At 64.9% G+C, this 24,058-nt stretch carries 25 protein-coding genes; 13 read left to right on the plus strand and 12 right to left on the minus strand.

Annotated features, from left to right (window positions below; genetic code table 11):
- A complete protein-coding gene (locus tag GC146_RS04585; RefSeq protein ID WP_291834978.1) occupies window positions 1–846 on the plus strand; it encodes a YihY/virulence factor BrkB family protein in 846 nt (281 codons plus the stop codon).
- On the opposite strand, the gene GC146_RS04590 is transcribed toward GC146_RS04585, so the two are convergent.
- Complete coding sequence (locus GC146_RS04590) at window positions 843–1,262, minus strand: SRPBCC domain-containing protein (protein WP_291834980.1); 420 nt, start codon at window positions 1,260–1,262, stop codon at window positions 843–845. The two genes, GC146_RS04585 and GC146_RS04590, sit on opposite strands and share 4 nt — an antisense overlap.
- Window positions 1,259–1,585, minus strand: coding sequence for a metalloregulator ArsR/SmtB family transcription factor (locus GC146_RS04595; RefSeq protein ID WP_291834982.1), 327 nt, complete (start codon window positions 1,583–1,585; stop codon window positions 1,259–1,261). The genes GC146_RS04590 and GC146_RS04595 overlap by 4 nt, the downstream gene beginning before the upstream one ends.
- 142 nt (window positions 1,586–1,727) lie before the next feature.
- Here GC146_RS04595 and GC146_RS04600 point away from each other — a divergent pair, with 142 nt between their 5' ends.
- The 7 genes from GC146_RS04600 (at window position 1,728) to GC146_RS04630 (ending at window position 7,594) form a co-directional block, all read left to right on the plus strand.
- Complete coding sequence (locus GC146_RS04600) at window positions 1,728–2,348, plus strand: ATP-dependent Clp protease proteolytic subunit (protein WP_291834985.1); 621 nt, start codon at window positions 1,728–1,730, stop codon at window positions 2,346–2,348.
- 126 nt (window positions 2,349–2,474) lie between these two features.
- Complete coding sequence (clpX, locus tag GC146_RS04605) at window positions 2,475–3,743, plus strand: ATP-dependent Clp protease ATP-binding subunit ClpX (protein WP_291834987.1); 1,269 nt, start codon at window positions 2,475–2,477, stop codon at window positions 3,741–3,743.
- 135 nt (window positions 3,744–3,878) lie between these two features.
- On the plus strand, window positions 3,879–5,540 hold the full coding sequence (gene bchE / locus GC146_RS04610; protein WP_291834990.1) for a magnesium-protoporphyrin IX monomethyl ester anaerobic oxidative cyclase: 1,662 nt from the start codon (window positions 3,879–3,881) through the stop codon (window positions 5,538–5,540).
- Between the two features lies 1 nt (window position 5,541).
- Window positions 5,542–6,120, plus strand: coding sequence for a bacteriochlorophyll 4-vinyl reductase (bchJ, locus tag GC146_RS04615; RefSeq protein WP_291834992.1), 579 nt, complete (start codon window positions 5,542–5,544; stop codon window positions 6,118–6,120).
- Window positions 6,121–6,200: 80 nt separating this feature from the next.
- Window positions 6,201–6,584, plus strand: coding sequence for an NADH:ubiquinone oxidoreductase subunit NDUFA12 (locus GC146_RS04620; RefSeq protein ID WP_291834993.1), 384 nt, complete (start codon window positions 6,201–6,203; stop codon window positions 6,582–6,584).
- Between the two features lie 9 nt (window positions 6,585–6,593).
- Entirely contained in the window at window positions 6,594–7,067 is a 474-nt protein-coding gene (mlaD, locus tag GC146_RS04625) for an outer membrane lipid asymmetry maintenance protein MlaD (protein WP_291834996.1), read from the plus strand.
- Complete coding sequence (locus tag GC146_RS04630; RefSeq protein WP_291834998.1) at window positions 7,064–7,594, plus strand: DUF2155 domain-containing protein; 531 nt, start codon at window positions 7,064–7,066, stop codon at window positions 7,592–7,594. Before mlaD ends, GC146_RS04630 begins: the two co-directional genes overlap by 4 nt.
- On the opposite strand, the gene aat is transcribed toward GC146_RS04630, so the two are convergent.
- The 9 genes from aat to GC146_RS04675 all read right to left on the minus strand — a co-directional run bounded on the left by aat (window position 7,558) and on the right by GC146_RS04675 (window position 17,556).
- Window positions 7,558–8,205, minus strand: a complete 648-nt coding sequence (gene aat / locus GC146_RS04635; RefSeq protein ID WP_291835001.1) for a leucyl/phenylalanyl-tRNA--protein transferase — start codon at window positions 8,203–8,205, stop codon at window positions 7,558–7,560. The genes GC146_RS04630 and aat overlap by 37 nt on opposite strands.
- Window positions 8,206–8,218: 13 nt before the next feature.
- Window positions 8,219–9,565, minus strand: coding sequence for an acetyl-CoA carboxylase biotin carboxylase subunit (gene accC / locus GC146_RS04640; protein WP_291835003.1), 1,347 nt, complete (start codon window positions 9,563–9,565; stop codon window positions 8,219–8,221).
- 10 nt (window positions 9,566–9,575) lie between these two features.
- On the minus strand, window positions 9,576–10,064 hold the full coding sequence (gene accB, locus GC146_RS04645; protein WP_291835006.1) for an acetyl-CoA carboxylase biotin carboxyl carrier protein: 489 nt from the start codon (window positions 10,062–10,064) through the stop codon (window positions 9,576–9,578).
- A gap of 221 nt (window positions 10,065–10,285) precedes the next feature.
- Window positions 10,286–12,235 (minus strand): acetate--CoA ligase, encoded by a 1,950-nt coding sequence (acs, locus tag GC146_RS04650; RefSeq protein WP_291835009.1) that lies wholly within the window; start codon window positions 12,233–12,235, stop codon window positions 10,286–10,288.
- A 39-nt stretch (window positions 12,236–12,274) separates the two neighbouring features.
- A complete protein-coding gene (locus GC146_RS04655) occupies window positions 12,275–13,048 on the minus strand; it encodes an ABC transporter ATP-binding protein (RefSeq protein ID WP_291835013.1) in 774 nt (257 codons plus the stop codon).
- A gap of 10 nt (window positions 13,049–13,058) precedes the next feature.
- Complete coding sequence (locus tag GC146_RS04660) at window positions 13,059–13,817, minus strand: ABC transporter ATP-binding protein (RefSeq protein WP_291835016.1); 759 nt, start codon at window positions 13,815–13,817, stop codon at window positions 13,059–13,061.
- A gap of 12 nt (window positions 13,818–13,829) precedes the next feature.
- Window positions 13,830–15,023: a branched-chain amino acid ABC transporter permease gene (locus GC146_RS04665; protein ID WP_291835020.1), complete on the minus strand. Its 1,194-nt coding sequence runs from the start codon at window positions 15,021–15,023 to the stop codon at window positions 13,830–13,832.
- 4 nt (window positions 15,024–15,027) lie between these two features.
- Entirely contained in the window at window positions 15,028–16,059 is a 1,032-nt protein-coding gene (locus GC146_RS04670) for a branched-chain amino acid ABC transporter permease (protein ID WP_291835023.1), read from the minus strand.
- A 105-nt stretch (window positions 16,060–16,164) separates the two neighbouring features.
- Window positions 16,165–17,556 carry a substrate-binding protein gene (locus GC146_RS04675; RefSeq protein WP_291835024.1) on the minus strand — a complete coding sequence of 464 codons (1,392 nt, stop codon included), beginning with the start codon at window positions 17,554–17,556 and terminating at the stop codon, window positions 16,165–16,167.
- Window positions 17,557–17,779: 223 nt separating this feature from the next.
- On the opposite strand from GC146_RS04675, the gene GC146_RS04680 reads away from it, so the two are divergent.
- The 5 genes from GC146_RS04680 (at window position 17,780) to GC146_RS04700 (ending at window position 23,557) form a co-directional block, all read left to right on the plus strand.
- Window positions 17,780–19,099, plus strand: coding sequence for a helix-turn-helix transcriptional regulator (locus GC146_RS04680; protein WP_291835027.1), 1,320 nt, complete (start codon window positions 17,780–17,782; stop codon window positions 19,097–19,099).
- A 65-nt stretch (window positions 19,100–19,164) separates the two neighbouring features.
- Window positions 19,165–19,533 (plus strand): response regulator, encoded by a 369-nt coding sequence (locus tag GC146_RS04685; RefSeq protein WP_291835029.1) that lies wholly within the window; start codon window positions 19,165–19,167, stop codon window positions 19,531–19,533.
- A 7-nt stretch (window positions 19,534–19,540) separates the two neighbouring features.
- Window positions 19,541–19,840 carry a hypothetical protein gene (locus tag GC146_RS04690; RefSeq protein WP_291835030.1) on the plus strand — a complete coding sequence of 100 codons (300 nt, stop codon included), beginning with the start codon at window positions 19,541–19,543 and terminating at the stop codon, window positions 19,838–19,840.
- Window positions 19,840–22,524, plus strand: a complete 2,685-nt coding sequence (locus tag GC146_RS04695) for an ATP-binding protein (RefSeq protein ID WP_291835032.1) — start codon at window positions 19,840–19,842, stop codon at window positions 22,522–22,524. Before GC146_RS04690 ends, GC146_RS04695 begins: the two co-directional genes overlap by 1 nt.
- 85 nt (window positions 22,525–22,609) lie before the next feature.
- Window positions 22,610–23,557 (plus strand): flagellar motor switch protein FliM, encoded by a 948-nt coding sequence (locus GC146_RS04700; RefSeq protein ID WP_291835034.1) that lies wholly within the window; start codon window positions 22,610–22,612, stop codon window positions 23,555–23,557.
- On the opposite strand, the gene GC146_RS04705 is transcribed toward GC146_RS04700, so the two are convergent.
- Complete coding sequence (locus GC146_RS04705; protein ID WP_291835037.1) at window positions 23,549–23,977, minus strand: TIGR01244 family sulfur transferase; 429 nt, start codon at window positions 23,975–23,977, stop codon at window positions 23,549–23,551. The genes GC146_RS04700 and GC146_RS04705 overlap by 9 nt on opposite strands.
- Window positions 23,978–24,058: the final 81 nt, after the last annotated feature.

Below are 24,058 nucleotides of genomic sequence, written 5' to 3' on the forward strand. Positions count from 1 at the left end.
TTGGAGAGCGATCACGTGACGGAACGGCGGGCAAGAAGGCGGCTCTGGCAGATCGGTGTCGACGTTGTCGATGTCGCCGGCAATGCCGGGATCAGCCAGATCTCCGCCTCGGTCGCCTTCTTCGGCATGTTCGCGCTGTTTCCGGCGATGGGCGCGGTGATCGCCCTGTTCGGTCTTTTCGCCGACCCGGTACAGGTGGACGCGCAGCTTGACCTGCTGCGCGAGGTGATCCCGCAATCGGCGTTGGTGCTGTTGCATGGGCAGGTCGCGGCGCTGCTGGCCGCGCGGGGCGATACGCTGGGTTGGGCTACAGGCCTGTCGATCCTTGTCGCGCTATGGTCGGCGCGGGCCGGGGTTGGCGCGCTGATGACTGGCCTGACGATGATCATGGGCGATCCGCATCGCAGCATGGTGCATCATTTCATCGTCGCCATCGGCCTGACGGTGGCGCTGATCGGGGTGGCGCTGGTGGCGTTGCTGGCAGTCGTCGTGGCGCCGCTGGTGCTGGCCTTCTTCCCGGTCGATGCCGCCACCGGCTGGCTGCTGGAGGGCGTGCGATGGCTGGTGACGCTGGGCGTGTTGCTGGTGGCGGCCGGGCTGCTTTATCGCTATGGGCCGAACCGCCGACAGCGGATGCCGCTGATCTCGCCCGGTGCGGCGGTGGCGGTTCTGGTGTGGTTGTTGGCCTCGGCGGGCCTGTCGCTCTACCTGTCGAACTTTGCCAACTACAACCAGATCTACGGCTCGATCGGCGCCGTGATCGCGATGATGCTCTGGATCTATGTCAGCGCCTACCTGCTGCTGCTGGGCGCGGCGCTGAACATGGTGGTGCTGCGCCTGCGCTAGGCGAAGACGGGCCGGCCCAGAGGCAGCCGCAGGAAGGCATGGGTCCATAGCATCGCCATCTCGGTCCGGCGGCTGCCAATGCCTGCATGGGTCAGGTCCACGCGGGTGCCGTCATCGACCGGTGTAAAGACGACAACCACTTCGCTGGCCTCATCCGCATCGCCGCCATGGACCCAGGCCAGCGACAGGTTGCGCCCCGGCTCCCACCGGGTGACGGTGGCCCAGCGGGCGGTTTCGCCGTCGGCGCGGGTTTCCGTCAGGTGGCCGCCCTTGCGGGGGTCCAGCCGGAGCTTTCGCGGCCGTCGGTCGCCGTTAGCGGCCTTCGGCCACCACGTATCAAGGCCCTTCGTGAACAGGTCGAACGCGGCGTCGGGACGCAGCGGCACGGTGACGGTCTTGCGGATTGCGGCGGTCATCTTTCTGTCCTTTCCTGCGCGCGAGCAGCGGCGGCAAAGCCCGCCAGCGCGTCGTCCCACAGGGTGTCGAGATAGGTACGCAGTCCGTCGATGCCAGAGGGGTCCAGCGCGTAGATACGCCGGTTGCCTTGCGGCGCGGCACTCAGCAATCCTGCCGCAGTCATGACGGCAAGGTGTTGCGATACCGCCGGACGACTGACCGGCAGCCCCGCGGCAAGTTCGCCAACCGACATCGGCCCGGCGCGCAGCAGGTTCACGATTTGCCGGCGGGTGGGGTCCGCCAGAGCGCCGATTGCGGCTGATATTGCATCTGCGTTCGTCATGGCTTACCGTAAGTCATGACTTACGCAAAAGTCAACTACGGGCCGCCCCCGTGGTGCCCTTGCAGCCCCTGTGATGGGTCACTAAGACTCACGCAGGATTTCCGATGTAACGACGAACCCGTCCCCGAAAGAGGCAGACCCGATGCAAGATCCCGTTGATCACTACATGAACCTTGTCCCGATGGTGGTCGAACAGACCGCGCGGGGCGAGCGTGCCTACGACATCTTCTCGCGCCTGCTCAAAGAGCGGGTGATCTTCGTCAACGGCCCGGTTCATGACGGTATGAGCCAGCTGATCGTGGCGCAGCTGCTGCACCTTGAATCGGAGAACCCGAAGAAGGAAATCAGCATGTATATCAACAGCCCCGGCGGTGTCGTGACCGCGGGCCTGTCGATTTATGACACGATGCAGTACATCCGGCCGAAGGTTTCGACGCTGGTGATCGGGCAGGCGGCCTCGATGGGCTCGCTGCTGCTGACAGCGGGCGAGAAGGGGATGCGTTTCAGCCTGCCCAACAGCCGGATCATGGTGCACCAGCCCTCGGGCGGTTACCAGGGCCAGGCGACCGACATCATGATCCACGCGAAAGAGACGCAAAAGCTGAAAGACCGGTTGAACGAGATCTACGTTCACCACACCGGCCAGGAGCTGTCGGTCGTCGAGGCGGCGCTGGAGCGCGACAACTTCATGTCACCGAAAGAAGCCAAGGACTGGGGCCTGATCGACGAGATCATGACCAGCCGCGCCGAGCCAGACAAGTAAGGCGGGCGCCTGCCGCCGGGGTACGGCGGTGGTTATTTTGGCGTTGTGGACCCTGCCGGGCTGTCCTAGTCTTTCGACATGGGCAGCGCGGACCTCCGCGACGCCCTTGCGGCAAGAGGACAGAGCATGGCGAATAGCACCGGCGGCGACAGCAAGAACACGCTTTATTGCAGCTTCTGCGGCAAAAGCCAGCATGAGGTGCGCAAGCTGATCGCGGGCCCGACCGTGTTCATCTGCGACGAATGTGTCGAGCTGTGCATGGACATCATCCGCGAAGAGACGAAGTCGGCCGGCCTGAAATCGGCCGACGGCGTGCCGACCCCGCGCGAGATCTGCAAGGTGCTGGACGATTACGTGATCGGCCAGGCCCATGCCAAGCGGGTGCTCTCGGTCGCCGTGCACAACCATTACAAGCGCCTGAACCATTCGGCCAAGGCCAGCGACATCGAGCTGTCGAAGTCGAACATCCTGCTGATCGGCCCCACCGGCTGCGGCAAGACGCTGTTGGCGCAGACGCTGGCGCGCATCCTTGATGTACCTTTCACGATGGCCGATGCCACCACGCTGACCGAGGCCGGTTACGTGGGCGAGGACGTGGAGAACATCATCCTCAAGCTGTTGCAGGCCAGCGAGTACAACGTCGAACGCGCGCAGCGCGGCATCGTCTACATCGACGAGGTCGACAAGATCACCCGCAAGTCCGACAATCCCTCGATCACCCGCGACGTGAGCGGGGAGGGCGTGCAGCAAGCGCTCTTGAAGATCATGGAAGGCACCGTGGCCAGCGTGCCGCCGCAGGGTGGGCGCAAGCATCCGCAGCAGGAATTCCTGCAGGTGGATACCACGAACATCCTGTTCATCTGTGGCGGTGCCTTTGCCGGACTGGAGAAGATCATCAGCCAGCGCGGCAAGGGGTCTGGCATGGGCTTTGGCGCCGACGTGCGCGATGTCGAGGCGCGGGGCGTCGGAGAGTCGCTGAAAGAGCTGGAACCCGAAGACCTGCTGAAATTCGGCCTGATCCCCGAATTTGTCGGCCGCCTTCCGGTGATTGCCACGCTGGAAGACCTCGACGAGGGCGCGCTGGTGACCATCCTGACCGAACCGAAGAACGCATTGGTCAAGCAGTACCAGCGCCTGTTCGAGATCGAGGACACCAAGCTGAGCTTCACCGACGACGCGCTCAAGGCTATCGCCAAGCGCGCCATCGAGCGTAAGACCGGCGCGCGCGGCCTGCGTTCGATCATGGAAGGCATCCTGCTGGATACCATGTTCGAACTGCCGGGCATGGACGGCGTCAGCGAAGTGGTCGTGAACGAAGAGGCCGTGGGAACCGACGCCAAGCCGCTTCTGATTTACACCGAGGGCGCCAAGAAAAGCGCCGCTGGCGCCAACTAGGGCCAGTTTCAGCACTGCAAGAAGGGCCGCGCCTCAGGGTGCGGCCTTTCGCTTTGCGGGGCCAATTTGATCTATGTCAACTTAAACTGACAGTCAGGGTGTAAGGTAAAGCTTACATATTCTGGAGGTCAGCCCATGCGCATCCTGTTCGTCCACCCCAATTATCACTCGGGCGGGGCAGAGATTGCCGGAAGCTGGCCGCCAGCTTGGGTCGCCTATCTTGCCGGCTCGCTCAAGTCGGCGGGGTTTGACGATATCCATTTCATCGACGCGATGACCGAAAACGTTGATGACGGCACGCTGGCCGCCCGCATGGCCGAGTTGCAGCCCGACGTGGTGGGCGTGACCGCCATCACCCCGTCGATCTATGTCGCCGAACGGGTCTTGCAGATCGCGCAAGAGACCTTGCCCGACGCCCTGCGCGTGCTGGGCGGCGTGCATGCGACATTCATGTTCAAGCAGGTGCTGTCCGAAGCGCCCTGGGTCGACGTGATCGTGCGGGGCGAGGGCGAAGAGATCGTGACCGCTCTGATGCAGGCGGTGGACGAGGGGCGCTGGCCCGCCGACCGCGCCCGCATCCGCGGAATCGCCTTTCGCGACGGGACCGAGATTGTCGCCACGCCCGCCGCCTCGACCGTCAAGGATCTCGACGGGATCGATCCGGACTGGTCGCTGCTCGACTGGTCCAAATACATCTACACCCCGCTGGGCGTGCGCGTCGCCATCCCCAACATGGCGCGCGGCTGCCCCTTCACCTGTTCCTTTTGTTCGCAATGGAAATTCTGGCGCGACTACCGCGTGCGCAACCCCGTCGCCGTGGTCGACGAGATCGAGCGGCTGGTCAACGACCACCAGGTCGGCTTCTTCATCCTCGCCGACGAAGAACCCACCATCAACCGCAAGAAGTTCATCCAGTTCTGCGAAGAGCTGATCGCCCGCAGCCTGCCCGACCGCGTGAAGTGGGGCATCAATACCCGCGTCACCGACATCATGCGCGACAAGGAATTGCTGGGCTTCTACCGCAAGGCCGGGCTGGTCCATGTCAGCCTTGGCACGGAGGCCGCGGCACAGCTGAAGCTTGACCAGTTCAACAAGGAAACAAAGGTCGCCGACAACAAGGAGGCGATCCGTCTGCTGCGCGAGGCTGACATTTTCGTCGAGGCGCAGTTCATCGTGGGCCTCGACAACGAAACCGCGGAGACGCTGGAAGAAACCTACCGCATGGCCTGGGACTGGCAGCCCGACCTTGCCAACTGGTCGATGTACACGCCCTGGCCCTTCACCCCGCTCTTTGCCGAGATCCGCGACCAGGTCGAGGTGTTCGACTTCTCGAAATACAACTTCGTCACGCCGATCATGAAGCCAAAGGCGCTGACACGGGGCGAATTGCTGGACGGCGTGATGAAGAACTACCGCCGATTCTACATGAAAAAGGCGCTGTTCCATTACCCCTGGCGCGGCACCGGGTTCCGCCGCCGCTACCTGCTGGGCTGCCTCAAAGCGTTTCTGAAAGCTGGTGCGGGCCGCACCTTCTATGACCTTGGAAAGGCGGGTTACTGGGGGCCACAGACCAAGAAATCGGTCGATTTCCATTTCGACGATACCCGCACCATCGCCGAAGCGCAGATGGAAGATTGGGAGGCCGCGGCCGACCGCGCCGCGCGCGCCGCCGAGCGGCGCGAGGCGATCCGCGCGCAAGGAAAGGCACGGGCGGCAGAGCGGGCCTTCAAGATGCCCGAGGGCGCCGAGGTAATGGCCTGCGGCGGCGGAACCGAACAGATGGCGGAAGAGGCCTGAGATGCAGGCGGGCGTGATCGGGCCCAATGCTGTTACGCAACTGCTGGCCGTTCTGGCCGATGCCGGGCAGGCCGAGGTGGCGACGCGGCTGATGGCGCGGGCCGGTTGCGCGGTGCCCGATCTGGACAAGGGGCTGATCGACGAGGCGCCTGTCGCGCGGCTTCATCAGGCGTTGCGGACCGATTATCCGGATGAGGCCGCGGGCTGGGCTGCCGCGGCAGGTACGCGCACGGCCGATTACATTCTTGCCCGGCGAATCCCCAAGGCGGCGCAAGGGGTCTTGAAGGCTTTGCCTGCCGTCCTGTCTGCCCCGCTTCTGGCCCGCGCGATTGCAAAGAACGCTTGGACCTTTGCGGGTTCGGGCCGGTTCCGGGTGGTGTCGACCCGACCCATCACGTTCGAAATTGCCGATAACCCCGTGGTTCGGGGAGAAACTGCCGACCACCCGCTGTGCGACTGGCACGCGGCCGTCTTTACCCGGCTCTTCCAGGTGCTGGTGGATCGGCGACTGGTTGCGCGCGAGACGGAATGTTGCGCCACCGGCGCGCCTGCCTGCCGGTTCGAGATCACCCGCGCCTGAAACCGCTTGCCGAAGCCGGCAGGACTGGACCTTTGGCCCGCGATGCGGCAAGACGTAGGCCGGACAACGGAGCTTCGCGCATGGGCCTTCTCGATAACGTCAAGCGGCTGTTCATCTGGTGGGGCAGCCAGACGCTCAACACCCAGCTCTGGACTTGGCGCAAGGGCGTCAAGGTTGGAGAGGATGCCGCCGGCAACATCTTCTACCGTAATGCCGACGACAGCCGCCGCTGGGTGATCTTCAAGGGCGAGGCCGAGGCGAGCAAGGTTGGCCCCGAATGGCACGGCTGGCTGCACCGCACCTGGGACATGCCGCCGACGTTGCAGCCACTTCAGCACAAGAGCTGGGAAAAGCCGCATCAGGAAAACCTGACCGGCACCGCGCTGGCCTATGCGCCGCCGGGCTCGCTGCGGGCAGCCGTTCCCGCCGACCGGCGCGATTACGAGGCCTGGACACCGGAATAGGTGGGCGCAATGCGCGAGAACTGGACCGAAGTTGGCACGGGTGCCGCCGTTCTGGTAGGAGCTGCGGCGTTCTTGTTCTACTTGCTGAACAGCACCGGCTTTGCCGCGGGCGGTGTCACCTATCCGCTGACCGCCAGCTTTCGGTCTGCCGAAGGCGTTTCGGTTGGCACCGATGTCCGGATGGCGGGCGTCAAGGTGGGCAGCGTTGTCGCGATGAAGCTCGACCCCACGACGTTCCGCGCACAGACGACCTTGGCCGTGGCCGACGCCGTGCCGGTGCCCGATGACAGCACCGCCGTGATTTCGTCCGAAGGTCTTCTGGGCGGGAATTTCGTAGAGATCATGCCCGGCGGATCGCTCACCAACTATGCGCCGGGGGCCGAGGTGCAGGACACGCAAGGCGCGGTCAGTCTTGTCTCGCTTCTGATGAAATTCGTGGGCGGTGCGGCCAGCGGTAGCGGCACCGCGACGGGGCCGCAATGAAGCGGCTTGCTCTTGCTGCGGTGCTGATGCTGGGCGCGGGCGTGGTGCAGGCGCAGGACAGCGGCAGCCAGACGACGCCGCCCGCGCCGGACTTGACCGTGCCCGATTTCATCCTGCCGGGGCAGGACAGTGGCGTGACCGCGCCCCCATCAAACGGAACGGCTCCGGCTGCCGGGCAGGACGGCATCGTGCAAGACACCTCGCCACGGCCGCCGCCCTACGAGGATGGCGCCGCAGACGCGCCGGGCGGCGTGGTGCGGGTGCTGGACAAGATCACCGGTGACACGACGGACCTGACGCTGGATGACGGACAGACCGGCACTGTGGGCCTTTTGTCGGTGACGCTGAATACCTGCCGCTACATGGTTGCCAACCCGTCGGGCAACGCATGGGGCGAGATGACGATCACCGTCAAGGACATGACTGGCCCGGTTTTCGAAGGCTGGATGATCGCCTCGGCCCCGGCGATCCACGCGCTGGACCATCCCCGCTATGACGTGTGGATGCTGCGCTGCACCACGCCCTGACCTGATGGAACCGGCCCCTGCGCATGAAACGCCGCGCGGCGGGACAGCGCGGTGGAAAGCCGCGCATGGTACGCGCCGCGCGGGATCTCGACGGCGCCGAGACTGGCCAGATGCGGCGTCAGAAACTGCGTGTCAAAAAGCGTGAAGCCGCCCGCGCGCAGCCGGTCGACAAGGTAAGCCAGCGCGACCTTCGAGGCATCGGTCGCGCGCGAAAACATGCTTTCGCCAAAAAAGGCCGCCCCGATCACCACGCCATAGACACCCCCGACAAGGTTATCGCCCTCCCAGACCTCGACGGAATGGGCGTGGCCTTGGGCGTGAAGTGACGTGTAAAGGGCGAAGATCGTGTCGTTGATCCATGTCTCGGGTCGGTCGGCACATCCGCGCACGACATCGGCAAAGGCGGTATCAAAGGTGACGCGAAATCGTTCCTGCCTGATCCGCTTGGCCAGGCTGCGCGAAATATGAAACCGGTCGAGCGGGAAGACACCCCGTCGCTTCGGATCTACCCAGAAAACGTCAGGATCGTCGCGCGCCTCCGACATCGGGAAGACGCCCATCGCATAGGCGCGCAGCAGCAGTTCCGGCGTCAGGACAGGATCGGCGGGCATCGGGCGCCTTTCGTCAGGCGAGGTTCTGCTCCAGCCAATGTTCCAGCCAGTGAATGTTGTAATTGCCCTGCTGGATCGCTTCTTCCTGCAGCAGCGCGTGGAACAGCGGCACGGTCGTATCGACGCCATCGACGATCAGCTCGCCCAGCGCGCGGCCAAGGCGCGCCAGCGCCTCGGGGCGGTCGCGGCCATGCACGATCAGCTTGCCGATCAGGCTGTCGTAATAGGGCGGGATGCGATAGCCGTCGTAAAGCGCGCTGTCGATCCGCACGCCAAGCCCGCCCGGGGCGTGATACTGGGTGATCTTGCCGGGGCTGGGCGAGAAGCTGGGCAGTTTCTCGGCGTTGATGCGCACCTCGATGGCGTGACCGCGAATGGTCAGGTCCTTCTGGGTGAAGGACATCGGCAGGCCGGAAGCCACCCGGATCTGCTCGCGCACCAGATCGACGCCGAAAATGGCCTCGGTCACCGGGTGTTCCACCTGCAGGCGGGTGTTCATCTCGATGAAGTAGAATTCGTCGTTCTCGAACAGGAACTCGATCGTGCCGGCACCAATGTAGTTGATTCGCGCCACGGCATCGGCACAGACCTTGCCGATCCTGTCCCGCAGCTTTGGCGTGATGACTGGCCCGGGGGCCTCTTCCAGCACCTTCTGGTGGCGACGCTGCAGCGAACAGTCCCGCTCGCCCAAGTGGACGGCGTGGCCCTTGCCATCGCCAAAGACCTGAATCTCGATATGCCGCGGCGTGGTCAGATATTTCTCGATATAGACCTCGTCATTGCCGAAGGCGGCCTTCGATTCAGAGCGCGCGGTCTGAAATGCGTGCTGGATCTCGCTGGCGTCATGCGCCACCTTCATGCCGCGCCCACCGCCGCCGGCGGTGGCCTTGATGATGACCGGATAGCCGATCTCGGCCGCGATGCGCTTGGCATCGTCCAGCGTTGGCACGCCGCCATCCGAACCGGGCACGCAGGGCACGCCCAGTTTGCGCATGGTTTCCTTGGCGGTGATCTTGTCGCCCATCAGGCGAATATGTTCGGCGGTTGGGCCGATGAAGGTCAGCCCGTGATCCTCGACCACCTGCACGAAGGCCGCGTTTTCGCTGAGAAAGCCATAGCCGGGGTGGATCGCCTGCGCGCCCGAGATTTCACAGGCCGAGATGATCGCGGGGTAGCTGAGATAGCTTTGTGCAGAGGAGGGAGGGCCGATGCAGATCGCCTCGTCGGCCATGCGCACATGCATCGCGTCGGCATCGGCGGTGGAATGCACCGCGACCGAAGCGATGCCCATTTCGCGGCAGGCCCGCACGACGCGCAGCGCGATCTCGCCCCGGTTGGCAATGAGGATCTTGTCGAACATCCCGCCCCGCCTATTCGATGATCATCAGCGGCGCGCCGTATTCGACGGGCGTGGCATCCTCGGCAAGGATGCGCCGGACGGTGCCCGCGCGCGGCGCGGGGATCTTGTTCATGGTCTTCATCGCTTCGATGATCAGCAGCGTATCGCCTTCGCGCACGCTCTGGCCGACGGTGACGAAGGGCGCGGCGCCCGGTTCGCCCGCCAGGTAGACGGTACCCACCATCGGCGACGTCACGGCGCCGGGATGGCTGGCCGGATCGGCGACCGGAGCCGCGGCGGCCGGTGCGGCGGCGGCTGGCTGCGCCGCTACGGGTGCAGCGGCCGGCATGGCTGCGGCCTGCTGGACCACCTGCATGTGGCGGCTGACCCGGACGTTGAGGCTGTCATTCTCGCCGTAGTCGCGCTTGACCTGTAATTCGGTCAGGTCGTTGGCGCGCAGCAATTCTGCCAGCGCCTTGATGAAGCTCACGTCGCTGTCGTGGGGGTTGTCGGTGCCCATCTGATCCCTCGGCCTGTTCGCGGTGTTCCCTTTATCCGCCCGAACCCCCGGGGGGCGGTAGGCGGTTGTGGGGGGCGTTATACGACAAGGCGGCAGGGGTGGAAAGCGGGCCTTTTGACCGGGGCACCCTGTTTCGGGCGCAACGATCGGCCGGGCTTGGCAATTCAGGATGTGGCAACGGCGCCCGCCGGGTGATGGCGGGCGCCGTTGGGGCGGGCAGATCAGTCCTTGTTCATCCGGTTCTCGATCAGGTCGTCGACCACCGAAGGGTCGGCCAGCGTCGAGGTGTCGCCCAGCGCGCCAAAGTCGTTCTCGGCGATCTTGCGCAGGATACGCCGCATGATCTTGCCCGAGCGCGTCTTGGGCAGGCCGGGTGCCCACTGGATAAGGTCGGGGCTGGCAATCGGGCCGATCTCTGTGCGGACCCATTTGACAAGGTCCTTGCGCAACTCGTCCGACGGCTCTTCGCCATGCATCAGCGTGACATAGGCATAGATGCCCTGGCCCTTGATCGGGTGCGGATAGCCGACCACGGCGGCCTCGGCCACCTTGGCATGGGCGACAAGGGCCGATTCGACCTCGGCCGTGCCCATCCGGTGGCCCGAGACGTTGATCACGTCATCGACCCGGCCGGTGATCCAGTAATAGCCGTCCTCGTCGCGGCGGCAGCCGTCGCCGGTGAAGTAGTAGCCCTTGTATTGCTGGAAGTAGGTCTCCTGGAACCGCTCGTGATCGCCCCAGACCGTGCGCATCTGGCCCGGCCAGCTGTCGGCGATGCACAGGACGCCTTCGGCCGGGTCGCCCTGTTGCACTTCGGCGGTCGTCGCATCAAGGATCACCGGTTTGACACCGAAGAAGGGCAGGGTGGCCGAGCCGGGCTTGGTCGCCGTGGCGCCGGGCAGCGGGGTGATCATGTGGCCGCCGGTTTCGGTCTGCCACCACGTATCGACGATCGGGATGGCGCCCTTGCCAACCACGTCATTGTACCAGTTCCACGCCTCGGGGTTGATCGGCTCGCCCACGGTACCCAGCAGTTTCAGCGCGGACAGGTCGTGCTTTTCCACCCATTCGGTGCCTTGCCCCATCAGCGCACGGATGGCGGTGGGCGCGGTGTAGAACTGGTTCACCTTGTGCTTGGCGCAAATCTCCCAGAAGCGCCCCGCGTCGGGCCAAGTCGGCACGCCTTCGAACATCAGCGTAGTGGCCCCGTTGGCCAACGGGCCATAGACGATGTAGCTGTGGCCCGTGACCCAGCCCACATCCGCGGTGCACCAGAACACGTCGCCATCGTGGTAGTCGAAGGTGTATTGGTGCGTCATCGCGGCATAGACGAGGTAGCCGCCGGTGGTATGCACCACGCCCTTGGGCTTGCCGGTCGAGCCACTGGTATAAAGGATGAAAAGCGTGTCTTCCGCGCCCATTGGCCGGGCCGGGCAATCGGGCGACATGTGCTCCATCAGCGCCAGCACGTCCACATCGCGCCCGTCGATCCAAGTCGTCTGGTCGCCGGTATGCTTGACGACAAGGCAGCGCACCCTGTCCGAGCAATGCAGCAGGGCCGCATCGGTGTTTGATTTCAGCGCCGTGCGCTTGCCGCCGCGCGGGGCGGTATCGGCGGTGATCACCAGCTTGGCGCCGCAATCGTTGATGCGGTTGGCCAGCGCGTCGGGCGAGAAACCGGCGAAGACGATGGAATGGATCGCGCCGATCCGCGCGCAGGCCAGCATCGCATAGGCCGCCTCGGGGATCATCGGCAGATAGATCACCACGCGGTCGCCCCGCATCACGCCTTGGCTGAGCAGGACATTGGCGAAACGGTTCACCTTTTCCGACAGTTCGCGATAGGTGATGTGCCGGGCGGGCGTTTTCGGATCGTCGGGTTCCCAGATGATCGCGGTCTGGTCGCCGCGAGTGGCCAGGTGCCGGTCGATGCAGTTGGCCGCGACGTTCAGAACGCCGTCTTCGAACCACTTGATGTCGACCTTGCCGAACTCGAAATTGGTGTTCTTCACCTTGGTGAAGGGTTTGATCCAGTCAATCCGCTGGCCATGCTCGCCCCAGAAGGCATCGGGATCGGCGAGCGAGGCGGCATACATGGCGTCATAGCTGGCCTTGTCGGCATGGGCACTGGCGGCAAGGGCGTCGGCGGGGGGGTAGGTCTTGATCGTCATGGCAGTTCCTTTGGTCTTGGTCGGTCACGCCCGGACGTGTCAGATCGCCAGGTATTGGGCGCGCAGTTGTTCGTTATCCAGCACTTCCTGTGCCGAGCCGTCAAAGACGACCGTGCCGGTGTCGAGGATCACGGCGCGGTCCGCGAGTTTCAATGCGGCCACGGCGTTTTGTTCGACGATGACGGTGGTGATCCCCTGATCGCGGATGATCGCCAGCGTCTTGGCGATCTCCTGAACGATGACGGGCGCCAGCCCTTCGTAGGGTTCATCCAGCAACAGCACCTTGATGTCGCGGGCCAGTGCGCGGGCGATGGCCAGCATCTGCTGTTCGCCGCCCGACAGCGTCACGCCCTCTTGCTTGCGGCGTTCCTTCAGGCGCGGAAAAAGTTCGTAGATGCGATCAAGCGACCAGCCGATCGGCGGGGCGATCTGGGCCAGTTGCAGGTTCTCTTCCACGGTCAGGCCGGGGATGATGCGCCGGTCCTCGGGCACCAGCGCGATACCGGCGGCACTCGCCTGATGCGCGCGCATCTTGTGCAGGGGCTGGTGATCCAGCCAGATTTCCCCGTGCCTGAGCGCGGGATTGTCCAGCCGCGCAATGGTGCGCAAGGTCGATGTCTTGCCGGCGCCATTGCGGCCCAGAAGGGCCAGGATCTCGCCCTCGTGGATGTCGAAGGACACGCCCTGCACGATGTAGCTCTCGCCGTAATAGGCCTGAATGTCCCAGACCGACAGGAACTTGGCCGAGGTCGCAGCCATGTTGCGGTCGCGCGAGAAGGGCTCGGGGCCCTTGAGATGTTCGACATGGGTCATGGGCGTCTCCTCAGACCTGCGCCTCGCCCAGATACGCTTCGCGCACCTTGGGGTGGCCCTTGATATTTTCCGGCGTATCCTCGACCAGCGGGGTGCCCTGCGCCAGAACGGTGATCCGTTCGGCGAGGCTGAAGACGACGTGCATGTCGTGTTCGATGATCACCATGGTGATCTTGTGCCGCTGCTTGATGTCCTTGAGCAAGGCAATCGTGTTGTTGGTATCAGCGCGCGCCATCCCGGCCGTGGGTTCGTCGAGCAGCAACAGCTTGGGTTGCTGCACAAGGCACATCGCCATTTCAAGCCGCCGCTTGTCACCTCGGCTGAGCGTGCCGGAGTGGAAATCTTTCTTTTCCAGCATCTTGACCTCGGCCAGAATGCTTTCGGCCTGCTCGCGGATCGCCTTTTCATGGGTCACCGATTCCAGCGCGTGCAAGCGGAACGTGCCGTCGCGCTTGGCAAAGCAGGGGATCATGACGTTTTCCATGACCGTCAGGTCGCCGAAGATCTCGGGCGTTTGGAACACCCGTGAAATGCCCATCTGGTTGATCTCGTAGGGCTTGCGGCCCAGCACCGACTTGCCGTCGAACATCACCGATCCTGAATCCGGGATCAGCTTGCCCACGAGGCAGTTGAGCAGGGTCGACTTGCCCGCGCCGTTCGGCCCGATGATGGCGTGCACGGTTTCTTCCTGCACGCTGAGGTTCACGTCGCCCAGTGCCTGCAGGCCGCCGAAGCGCTTGTTGACGCCCTTGACTTCAAGAATTCCCATGGCGCGCGGTCCTTATTCGGCGGGTTTCGTGGCGGCGTCGGGCGTTGGCGCCGGGCGGCGGCGGAACAGCCGTCCGATCCGCAGACCACCTTCGACAAGTCCACCGGGCAGGAAGATGACCACAGCCATGAACATCAGGCCCATCGTCAGCGACCAGCCTTCGCCAAAGAAGGGCGACAGGACATGGACGACGAAGTTCTGAACGCTCTCGGGCAACCAGTGGAACCAGCTATGCAGCACGTTTTCGTTGATCTTCGAAAAGATGTTCTCGAAATACTTGATGAAGCCCGCGCCGAGGATCGGACCCACCAGCGTGCCCGCGCCGCCAAGGATGGTCATGATCACCACCTCGCCTGAGGCGGTCCACTGCATCCGTTCGGCACCAGCCAGCGGGTCCATGCAGGCGAGCAAGCCACCGGCCAACCCGGCATACATGCCCGAGATCACGAAGGCGGCAAGGTTATAGGGCCGCGGATTGACGCCGGTATAGTTCAACCGGTGCTGGTTCGATTTGACGGCGCGCAGCATGATTCCGAAGGGCGAGCGGAAGATCCGGATGGCGATGTAGAACGCCACCAGCATGATCACCGCGCACAGGTAGTAGCCGACGCCAAAGTCGAATTTCCAGCCGGCCACCGACATCTCGTAGGTCGAGTTCATCTGCAACCCGAAGAGGTGGGTGACGTCCGGGCCATTGCCCTTGAGGTATTGCGGGTCGGACGCATAGACCTGAAGCCCGGTTTCACCATTGGTCAGGTTCATCGCCGGGTTGGAGAACACCGAATAGGCAAGGTTGTACATCATCTGCGCCATCGCCAGCGTCAGGATCGAGAAATAGATCCCTGAACGGCGCAAGGCGATGAAACCGATCACGACCGAAAAGATCGCCGAGACGATGACTGCAAGGATCAGCGCCGGGATGACGTTCATGCTCAGCAGCTTGAACATCCAGACCGCCGAGTAGGAGCCAACACCAAGGAAGGCCGCGTGTCCGAAGGACAGGTATCCGGTCAATCCGAACAGGATGTTGAAGCCGATCGCAAAGATCCCGTAGATCGCGAAGCGCTGCATCAGGTCGGGGTAACCCGAGTTGAACTGGGCCATCGCGCTGTCGGCGGGAAAGGGATTGAGCAGGAAGGGCGCCAGCACCGTCACGAGGACGACGATAGCGAAAAGGGTGGTGTCCTTGCGTCCAAGGCCGAGCATGGGCTTAGTCCTCCATCACGCCCTTGCGGCCCATCAGGCCACGCGGACGGATCAGCAGAATAATGATGGCGATCAGGTAGATGACGATCTGGTCGATGCCGGGAAGCAGCGCCTTGACCTGGTTGAGCGATGCAAAGCTTTGCAGCACACCCAGCAGGAAACCGGCGGCCACCGCGCCGGGCAGCGATCCCATGCCACCCACGACGACAACAACGAAACTGAGAACCAGAAAATCCATACCCATGTGGTAGTTGGGCGAACTGATCGGCGAATACATCACGCCGGCAAGTCCCGCGACCGCTGCGGCGATACCGAACATCACGGTAAAGCGGCGGTCGATGTCGATGCCGAGAAGGCCCACCGTCTCGCGGTCGGCCATGCCGGCGCGGACGACCATCCCGAACGTGGTGAATTGCAGGAACGCGAAGACCGCGCCGATGATCACCAGCGAGAAGATGAAATAGACCAGCCGCCATGCGGGATAGATGATGAGATCGGGCGCGAATCCCAGCCAGACGCCAAAATCAACGCTGCCACGAAACGCCTCGGGTGCGGGGGTGGGAATGGGGTTGGCGCCGAAGAAGTACTTGATGACTTCCTGCAGCACGATGGCCAGACCAAATGTCACGAGAATCTGGTCGGCATGGGCGCGCTTGTAGAAGTGCTTGATCAGGCCGCGTTCCATCACATAGCCAACGCCAATCATGATCGGGATGGCAAAGAAGATCGCCAGCGGCACCGACCAGTCGACGATGAAGGCGCCAACATCCTTGCCGAAGAACACCTCGACATAAGGTGTCTTCACTTCCGTCGGCTTGCCGAGGAAGTTCAACTTCGTCGGGTCCAGCGTGACCGAACTGATCATCAGGATCTTTTGCAGTGTCACCGCGCAGAAGCCGCCGATCATGAACAGCGCGCCATGGGCGAAGTTGACCACGCCAAGGGTGCCGAAGATCAGCGTCAGGCCCAGCGCGATCAGCGCATAGGCCGAGCCTTTGTCCAGGCCGTTGAGGAATTGCAGAATTAGGGTGTCCATGTCCTCGACCTCGGGGCAAGGGGAAGGTGGCCGCGCGCAGGGGCGACCGGGTGTGCGATGGCCGCGCGGTCAGGCGCGGCCATCTTCTCGACGTTCAGACGTGAATCAGGCGCCGTTGTTGCAGGTGCCCAGATCGCCGCCGGCGAACATCTCGTTGTCGGGCTCGTACCACACCTTCGACACCGGGGTGGCTTCCACGATTTCGAGGTTGTCGTAGGGGCCGGTCGGGTCGGACTTGCCCTTCATGACCAGCGCGTCCTTGAAGCACTGGTGGTCGGCCGAACGATAGAGCGTCGGGCCGTTGCCAAGGCCATCGAACACGAGGCCCTTGTTGGAGGCGCTGTCGACACCCGGCAGCGAGCTGCCGTCGCCTTCGAGGGCGGCAACCACCGCGCAGGGCTCGAACGAGCCGGCGCGCGCCACGGCATCCGCGTAAAGCAGCGTCTGCACGTAGCAGGTCTGCGCGGCGTTCGACGGCGGGAAGCCGTACTTGGTGCCGAAGGACTGCACGAAGGCCTTGGTGCCCGCGTCCTGCAGCTGCCAGTTCCAGTTCATCGAGCCGTAGACGCCCTCGATGTTCTTGCCGGCACCGGCGGCCATCAGCTCGGAATAAAGCGGCACGATGATCTCGAACTGCTTGCCGTTGACCATCTTGTCGCGCAGGCCGAACTGAACCGACTGGGTCAGCGAGTTGACCATATCGGCGCCATAGTGGTTGAGGATCAGCACGTCGGCGCCCGAGTTCAGAACCGGCGCGATGTAGGACGAGAAGTCGCCCGCGCCAACCGGCGTGCGGACGTCCTTGACCTGGCTCCAGCCCTCGGCGGACAGGAACTTGTTCATCGACGCTTCCTGCGTCCAGCCCCAGGTGTAGTCCGAGGTCAGGCTGTAGAACTTGCGATCGGTGCCATAGGCCTTGGCCAGCACCGGCCCCAGCGCCGCGCCCGACATGTAGGCGTCGAAGAAGTGGCGGAAGCCATTGGCCTTCTTGTCCTTGCCGGTGGTGTCGTTGGAGTGGGTCAGACCGGCCATGAAGATCACGCCGGCATCCTGACAAAGGCTTTGCACCGCGACGGCCACGCCCGAGGACGAACCGCCCGAGATCATGATCGCGCCGTCCTTCTGGATCATCGACTGCGCGGTGGCGCGGGCAACGTCCGACTTGGTCTGGGTATCGCCGGTCACGAAGGCAACCTTCTTGCCGAGGATCCCGGTGCCGTCCAGCGCCTTGGACGAGAAGGTGTTCAGCATGCCGCCGTCGCCTTCGCCGTTGAGGTGTTCGACGGCCAGCTGGAATGCGCGCAGTTCGTCGGCACCTTCGTCGGCATAGGGGCCGGACTGGGGCACGTTGAAGCCCAAGGTCACCGTGTCGCCCATCGGCGCATTGGTGAAGGCCGAGGCGCGCGAGGTAAAGATCGTCGGCAGCGCAAGGCCGGCCGCACCGGTCACGGCTCCGGTCTTGAGCAGGCCGCGACGGGTGAATCTGGATGTGGTCATATGCTCTCTCCCTAGCATGAGAATCCGTCGTGCGCCTCCTCGCGCGCGCCGGACCGCATTTTTACAATGCTGTTCCAACTATCGCGCAGATGATGGAAAGGGCGCAACAACCTGCTCTGGCCAAACAGTTTTTCTGTAAAGACGTGGACAAGAATTTGGGCTAATCTGTAAAGCAGTTTTCTCGCATGTGCGGAAAGCGTCTGGAATCGTTGGGGAAAAGGCGATGGCGCAACGGCAACTCACAGGCTCACGGCTACGTGCGCGTCGCCTCGACATGGGGCTGCGGCAGGCCGATCTGGCCGCGCGGGCAGGTATCTCGGCGTCGTACCTCAACCTGATTGAGCATAACCGTCGCAGAATCGGCGGGCGTCTGCTGCGGGTTCTGGCCGAGGCGCTTCAGGCTGATCCGTCGGCCTTCACCGACGAGGCCGAGGCGGCGCTGATGACACGGCTGCGCGCCGCCGCCGCCGCGCGGGGCGATACCGTGGAACTGGAGCGGGTTGAGGATTTTGCTGGCCGTTTTCCGGGCTGGGCCGGGCTGGTCGCGGCGCAGGACGCGCGGCTTTCGGCACTGGAGCGGCAGCTGCGCGCCGCGCGTGACAGGATGGCGCATGATCCCGCGCTTGCTGCCTCGTTGCACGATGTCATCTCGGCGGCGACGGCGATCCGCTCGACTGCGTCGATCCTTGTTGGCGGCGAAGAGATCGACGCCGACTGGCAACGACGGTTTCACGGCAATATTCATCAGGACAGTCAGCGGCTGGCCGATGCCAGCCGGGCGCTGGCCGGATATCTTGACGCGCCGGCCGATGGCGGCGGTGTGCCAATGGCCCCGGTCGAAGAGGTCGAGGCGTTTCTGGCTGCGCAGGGCCATCACCATCCGGACCTCGAATTCCCCGATGCACCGCCTCAGGCCGCCGCGGCCCTTGTCGCTGCCGCGTCGCCCCCTTTGGGTCGGGCAGCGGCCGATCTGGCGCTGGTCCACCTCGACCGTTACCGCGAGGATGCGCAGGCGCTGCCGCTGGCCGAATTCACCGCGGCAGCGGTGGCGGCGGGCCATGATCCCGCGATACTGGCGGCCCGCTTCGGCGCGGATCTGGACCGGGTCTTGCGCCGCCTTGCCGCGCTGCCGGATGACCCGGTGCACCCCCCACGCGGACTGGCGGTCTGCGACGGGGCGGGCGCGATCCTGATGTTGAAACCCATGGCAGGGTTTTCCCTGCCGCGCGGCGCGGCAGCCTGTCCACTTTGGCCGCTATATCAGGCGCTGTCGCTGCCGGGGCAGCCGCTGCGGCGCACCGTGGCCCTGCCGGGCGAAACCGCGCCGCGGCTTGAGTGCTATGCGTTGGCCGTGCCGCGCGTGCCAGCCGGGTTCAACCGTGCGGCGCCGCTGGTGGCCACAATGCTGGTGATGCCGGCGACCGATCCGGCAGACACCGCCGATCCGGTTGGCCCGGGCTGCAGGTTTTGTCCGCGCACCACCTGCATCGCCCGACGCGAGCCCTCGGCAATGGCCACCACGGACAGCGCCTCCGGGCTTTGACAGCCCCCCGCATTCCCGCAATAGTCCGTTTGCCGGTGACGGTGCGCTTTGGGAGGAGCGGTGACATGGCCAAGCGCGTTCTTCTGATCGAGGACGAGCCGAACATCATCGAGGCGATCAGCTTTATCCTGTCGCGCGACGGCTGGACGGTCCACACGCAGTCCGATGGTGTCACCGCGCTTGACCGGGTGCGGGCGCTTCCGCCCGACCTTGTGATCCTTGACGTGATGCTTCCGGGCAAAAGCGGCTTTGACATCCTGCGCGAGATGCGCGCCGATGCCACGACGGCCGCGATGCCGGTGCTGATGCTGACCGCACGCGGGCAGGAGCGCGATCGCGACCTTGCCCTGAAGCTGGGTGTCACCCGTTTCATGACCAAACCGTTCTCCAATGCCGAGGTGCTGGAGGCGGTGCGCACGATGGCCGGGGGCTGAGCGGGGCATGGCCGGGCGTCCGCCACCGCCGGTTTTTCTTGCCAGCGCGTCCTACCGGCAGCGGCGGCTGCGTGACGCGGCCCGGTTACTGCCGGTGGTGGGCATGGTCCTGTTCCTTGTCCCCTTGCTGTGGCCCGATGCCACTGGGCTGTCGATACCGCTTGTCGACGCCGAGCCGGTCCGCAATTCCAACGCGATGATCTATCTCTTCCTTGTCTGGATCGGCCTTGTCGCCGCGGCAGCTCTGCTGTCTGTTTTCCTGCGGTCTGATCCCGAGACGCCGCCCGGCGGCGAGGACCGGCCCTGATGCTGTCGTTCAACCTGCTTATCGTCGTCGCGCTGGGCTATGTTGCCTTTCTCTTTGCCATCGCATTTGCGGCCGAGCGGCAGGCGGCCAATGGCAGCAAGGCATGGCTGCGCTCGCCACTGGTCTACACGCTGTCGCTCTCGATCTATTGCACCGCGTGGACGTTTTACGGCGCGGTGGGCTACGCCGCGCGGTCGGGTCTGGAATACCTGACGATCTACCTTGGCCCGACAGTGGTGGTAATCGGCTGGTGGTGGGTGGTGCGCAAGCTGGTGCGCATTGGCCGCGCGCAACGCATCACCTCGATCGCCGACTTGATCTCGTCGCGGTTTGGCAAGTCGACGGCACTGGGCGTTCTGGTGACGATCATCGCGGTCGCGGCCGCCACGCCTTACCTCGCGCTGCAGCTTCAGTCGGTGACGCTGTCCTTCGCGGTCTTCGCCAGCGCACCGGGTCATGACTGGGGTGCGAGCGAGTTGAATGGCGCCGCGCTCTGGGTGGCGGCGGGGCTGGCGATCTTCACCATCATTTTCGGCACCCGCAACCTTGATGCCAATGAACGACACTACGGCGTGGTGATGGCCATCGCCTTCGAGGCGGTGGTCAAGCTATTCGCGCTGTTGGCGGTTGGCGTGTTCGTGGTCTGGGGCGTGGCGGGTGGCCCCGGCGACATGGTGAAGATGATCGATGCCTCCCCCATTGCGCTGTGGGACCAGAATGGCGCGCGCTGGGCGGGGCTGACATTCCTTTCAGGCGCGGCGCTGCTGTGTCTGCCGCGGATGTTCCAGGTGCTGGTCGTCGAGAATGCCGATGAAAGCCATCTGGCGACGGCCAGTTGGGCCTTCCCGCTTTACCTGCTGGCGATGAGCCTTTTCGTAGTGCCCATCGCGGTGGCGGGGCTGGCGCTGTTGCCACCGGGCTCGAACCCCGACCTTTTCGTGCTGACGGTGCCGCTGTCGCAGGGGCAGGGCGGGCTGGCGATCCTGTCGTTCCTCGGCGGCTTTTCCTCGGCCACCTCGATGGTGATCGTGGCGACGATCGCATTGTCGACGATGGTATCGAACCACATCGTCGTGCCGCTCTGGCTGCAAAGCCGAAGCCAGGGTGCGATGATGTCGGGCGACGTGCGTGCGGTTGTATTGCTGGCGCGGCGGCTGTCGATCGTGGGCGTGCTGGGGTTGGGATACCTCTATTACCGCGTCTCGGGCGGTGGCGCGGCACTGGCGGCGATCGGCCTGATCTCGTTCACAGGCGTGGTGCAGATCCTGCCCGCGATGCTGGGTGGCATCTTCTGGCGCGGGGCGACCCGGTGGGGGGCGGCGGCGGGCCTGATCACCGGCACGGCGATCTGGGTCTGGTCCTTGTTCCTGCCCAGTTTCGGCCCCGACGTGGTGATCCCCGCGCAGGTTCTGGCGCATGGGCCATGGGGCCTTGGCTGGCTGCGGCCGCAGGCGCTGTTCGGGATCTCGGGGCTTGATCCCGTCGTCCACGCGGTGTTGTGGTCAATGCTGCTGAACGCCACGGCCTTCATGATGGGGTCGATTGTCACCTTTCCCACCCCGCTGGAGCGTTTGCAGGGCGCGCAGATTGTCAATGTTTTCGAGCATTCGCCGGGTGCGCGGGCATGGGCGCAATCGGCGGCCGAGGCCGAGGACCTGCTGATCATGGCGCAGCGCATCCTTGGCCCCGCCGAGGCGCAGGCGATTTTTCAGCGCGAGGCGCTTGAGCAGGGCAAGGCGGGGTATCTGCCCGATGTCACGCCCGGTTTTGTTGACTTGCTGGAGCGTGAACTGGCCGGCTCGGTCGGTGCGGCCACTGCGCACGCGATGATCGGTCAGTTGATCGAAGGCGCAAGCGTGTCGGTCGAAGACCTGATCCGGGTGGCCGACGAGGCGGCCCAGATCATGGAATATTCCAGCAGGCTTGAGGCGAAATCGGCCGAGCAGGAGCGCACCGCGCGCGCCCTGCGCGAGGCCAACGCCAAGCTGACCGCGCTGTCGGTGCAGAAGGATGCCTTCCTCAGCCAGATCAGCCACGAATTGCGCACGCCGATGACCTCGATCCGGTCTTTCTCGGAGATCCTGCGCGATGGCGACATGACCCCTTCGGTACAGGCCAAATACGCGGGCATCATCCATGACGAGGCCCTGCGCCTGACGCGGCTGCTGGACGATCTGCTGGACCTCAGCGTGCTTGAGAACGGGCAGGTCACGCTGAACAGGCAGACCGGGCAGTTGCGCGAATTGCTGGACCGTGCGCAGGGGGCGGCAGGGCTGCGGGCCGGTGGCCTGACGATCCGCCGACGCAAGGGTGACGAGACGCTTGTGCTGACGACGGATCTCGACCGGCTGACGCAGGTTTTCATCAACCTCATTGCCAATGCTCAGAAATACTGCGACGCGCCCCGGCCCGAATTGCGTATCGTGGTGGGGCGGGCGCGGGGCGAGGTGGTGGTGGATTTCATCGACAACGGCGAAGGGATCGGCTCCGAGCACCAACAGGTGATCTTCGAGAAGTTCTCGCGCCTGACCGATCATGGCAAGGCGGGCGGGGCCGGCCTTGGCCTTGCCATCTGCCGCGAGATCATGGCGCGGCTGGGCGGGTCCATCGCCTACCTGCCGGGGCAGGGAGGGGCGGCGTTCCGCGTCAGCCTGCCCGCGGCAGCGGCGATGGCGGCCGAATAGGCACGCGTTAACCTTGCGGCAAGGCACCAACCGCTAGTCTGGCCCGGTCAGGCGGGGACTGTCCCCGCGCAGCCGCGGGGGACAGATGGTGCAGGCAGAGTCGGTCCTGCGGCGCAAGCTGGGCGGCGGCGTCGCCGCGGCAGAATTGGCATTGCAGGCCAGCGCCTCGCGCGCGTTGCGGCTGGCGCTGTCGCGCGCCTTCGAGGCGGTCTGCGGAATCGGAATCTCGGTGCTGGGTGTCGGCGATGACGTGGCCCCGCTGGAGGATCTGTGCCAGCGGCTGGATGCGGTGCCGTTGCTGCTTGCGTTGACAGCGGGACAGGGGCCGCAGGGCGCGGTGGGTCTGGACGCCGAGGCACGCAGTGCGATCGTTGAGGCAATGACAACGGGCCGCGTGACACCCGCTGCGGCCGAAGAACGCGCCGTCACCGCCACTGATGCCGCGCTTTGCACCCCGCTGCTGGCGCGTTTCGTTGCGGGCCTGCGCGAGACAGCGAAGGGCAGTGTCCTTGCTCGACAGGCCGCCGGGCTGAAAGTTCAGGGGAAGTTTGCCAGTGCACGCACGATGGGGCTGGACCTGCCGGACCATGCATTCCGCCTCTGCCGGCTGACGCTGGATTTCGGCGCAGGCGGGCGGCAGGGCGAGGTGGTGCTTGCCCTGCCCGCCTTGGAGGAGACTGCCGCGCAGAAAGGCACCGCCATCGCGTCAGAGCCGGGCGACGCCTGGGCCACGCAGCTGACGGCAGCGGTCATGGCGGCGCCTGCGCACTTGGTGGCGGAATTGCACCGGATGCGCCTGCCATTGGCCGCGGTTCAGGGGCTCCAGCCGGGGCAGGTGCTGCCGCTGCCGGGCACGTCGGTTGCCTCGGTCCGGTTATGCGGTCCCGATGGTGGGGTGGTGGCACGGGCGCGGCTGGGACAGGTTTCGGGCCAGCGCGCGGTACGGATCGAGGCGCCCAAGCCCCCGGAACTCAACGAAGCGCTCGGCGCCCCGCCATTGGCCGGCCCTCAGAACGCGCTGGGCTCAGCTTGAGGCCGCGTCTTCGAAACGGGGTCGCTGGCCGGCGAGGTCATAGCCGGCCTGGGCGGCGGCAGCGATGATCTCGTCCACCGGGACGCCGGCGGCGGCTTGTGCCATCGACCACACGATGCTGGACCGCGTGCCGGAGGCACAATAGGCAAGGACCGGACCGCCCGCGGCAGCAACGGCAGCCGCCTGTGCGCGGGCCGTTTCCATGTTCAGCGTCGGATGGGTGACGGGCAGCACGGTAAAACCAAGTCCTGCCGCCTGCGCCGCAGCCCCCACGGCCTCGGCCTGCAGGCCGGGTGGCACCTCGAAATCGGGGCGGTTGCAGATGATCGCGACGAAACCGGCCGCCTTGATCGCGGCGACGTCCTCGGGGGCAATCTGCGGACTGACGGCATAGCCGGGCGTGAGGTGATTGATGTTCATGCGTCTTCCCTGCTGGCGGGCGCCGCGCCGGGCGCTGCATGTCGTGATAGGGCGGCGCGCGCGTGGCTGGCAAGCCCGATC

Origin of the sequence: Limimaricola sp. (assembly GCF_016125575.1) — a bacterium.
Classification (GTDB): domain Bacteria; phylum Pseudomonadota; class Alphaproteobacteria; order Rhodobacterales; family Rhodobacteraceae; genus WGLM01.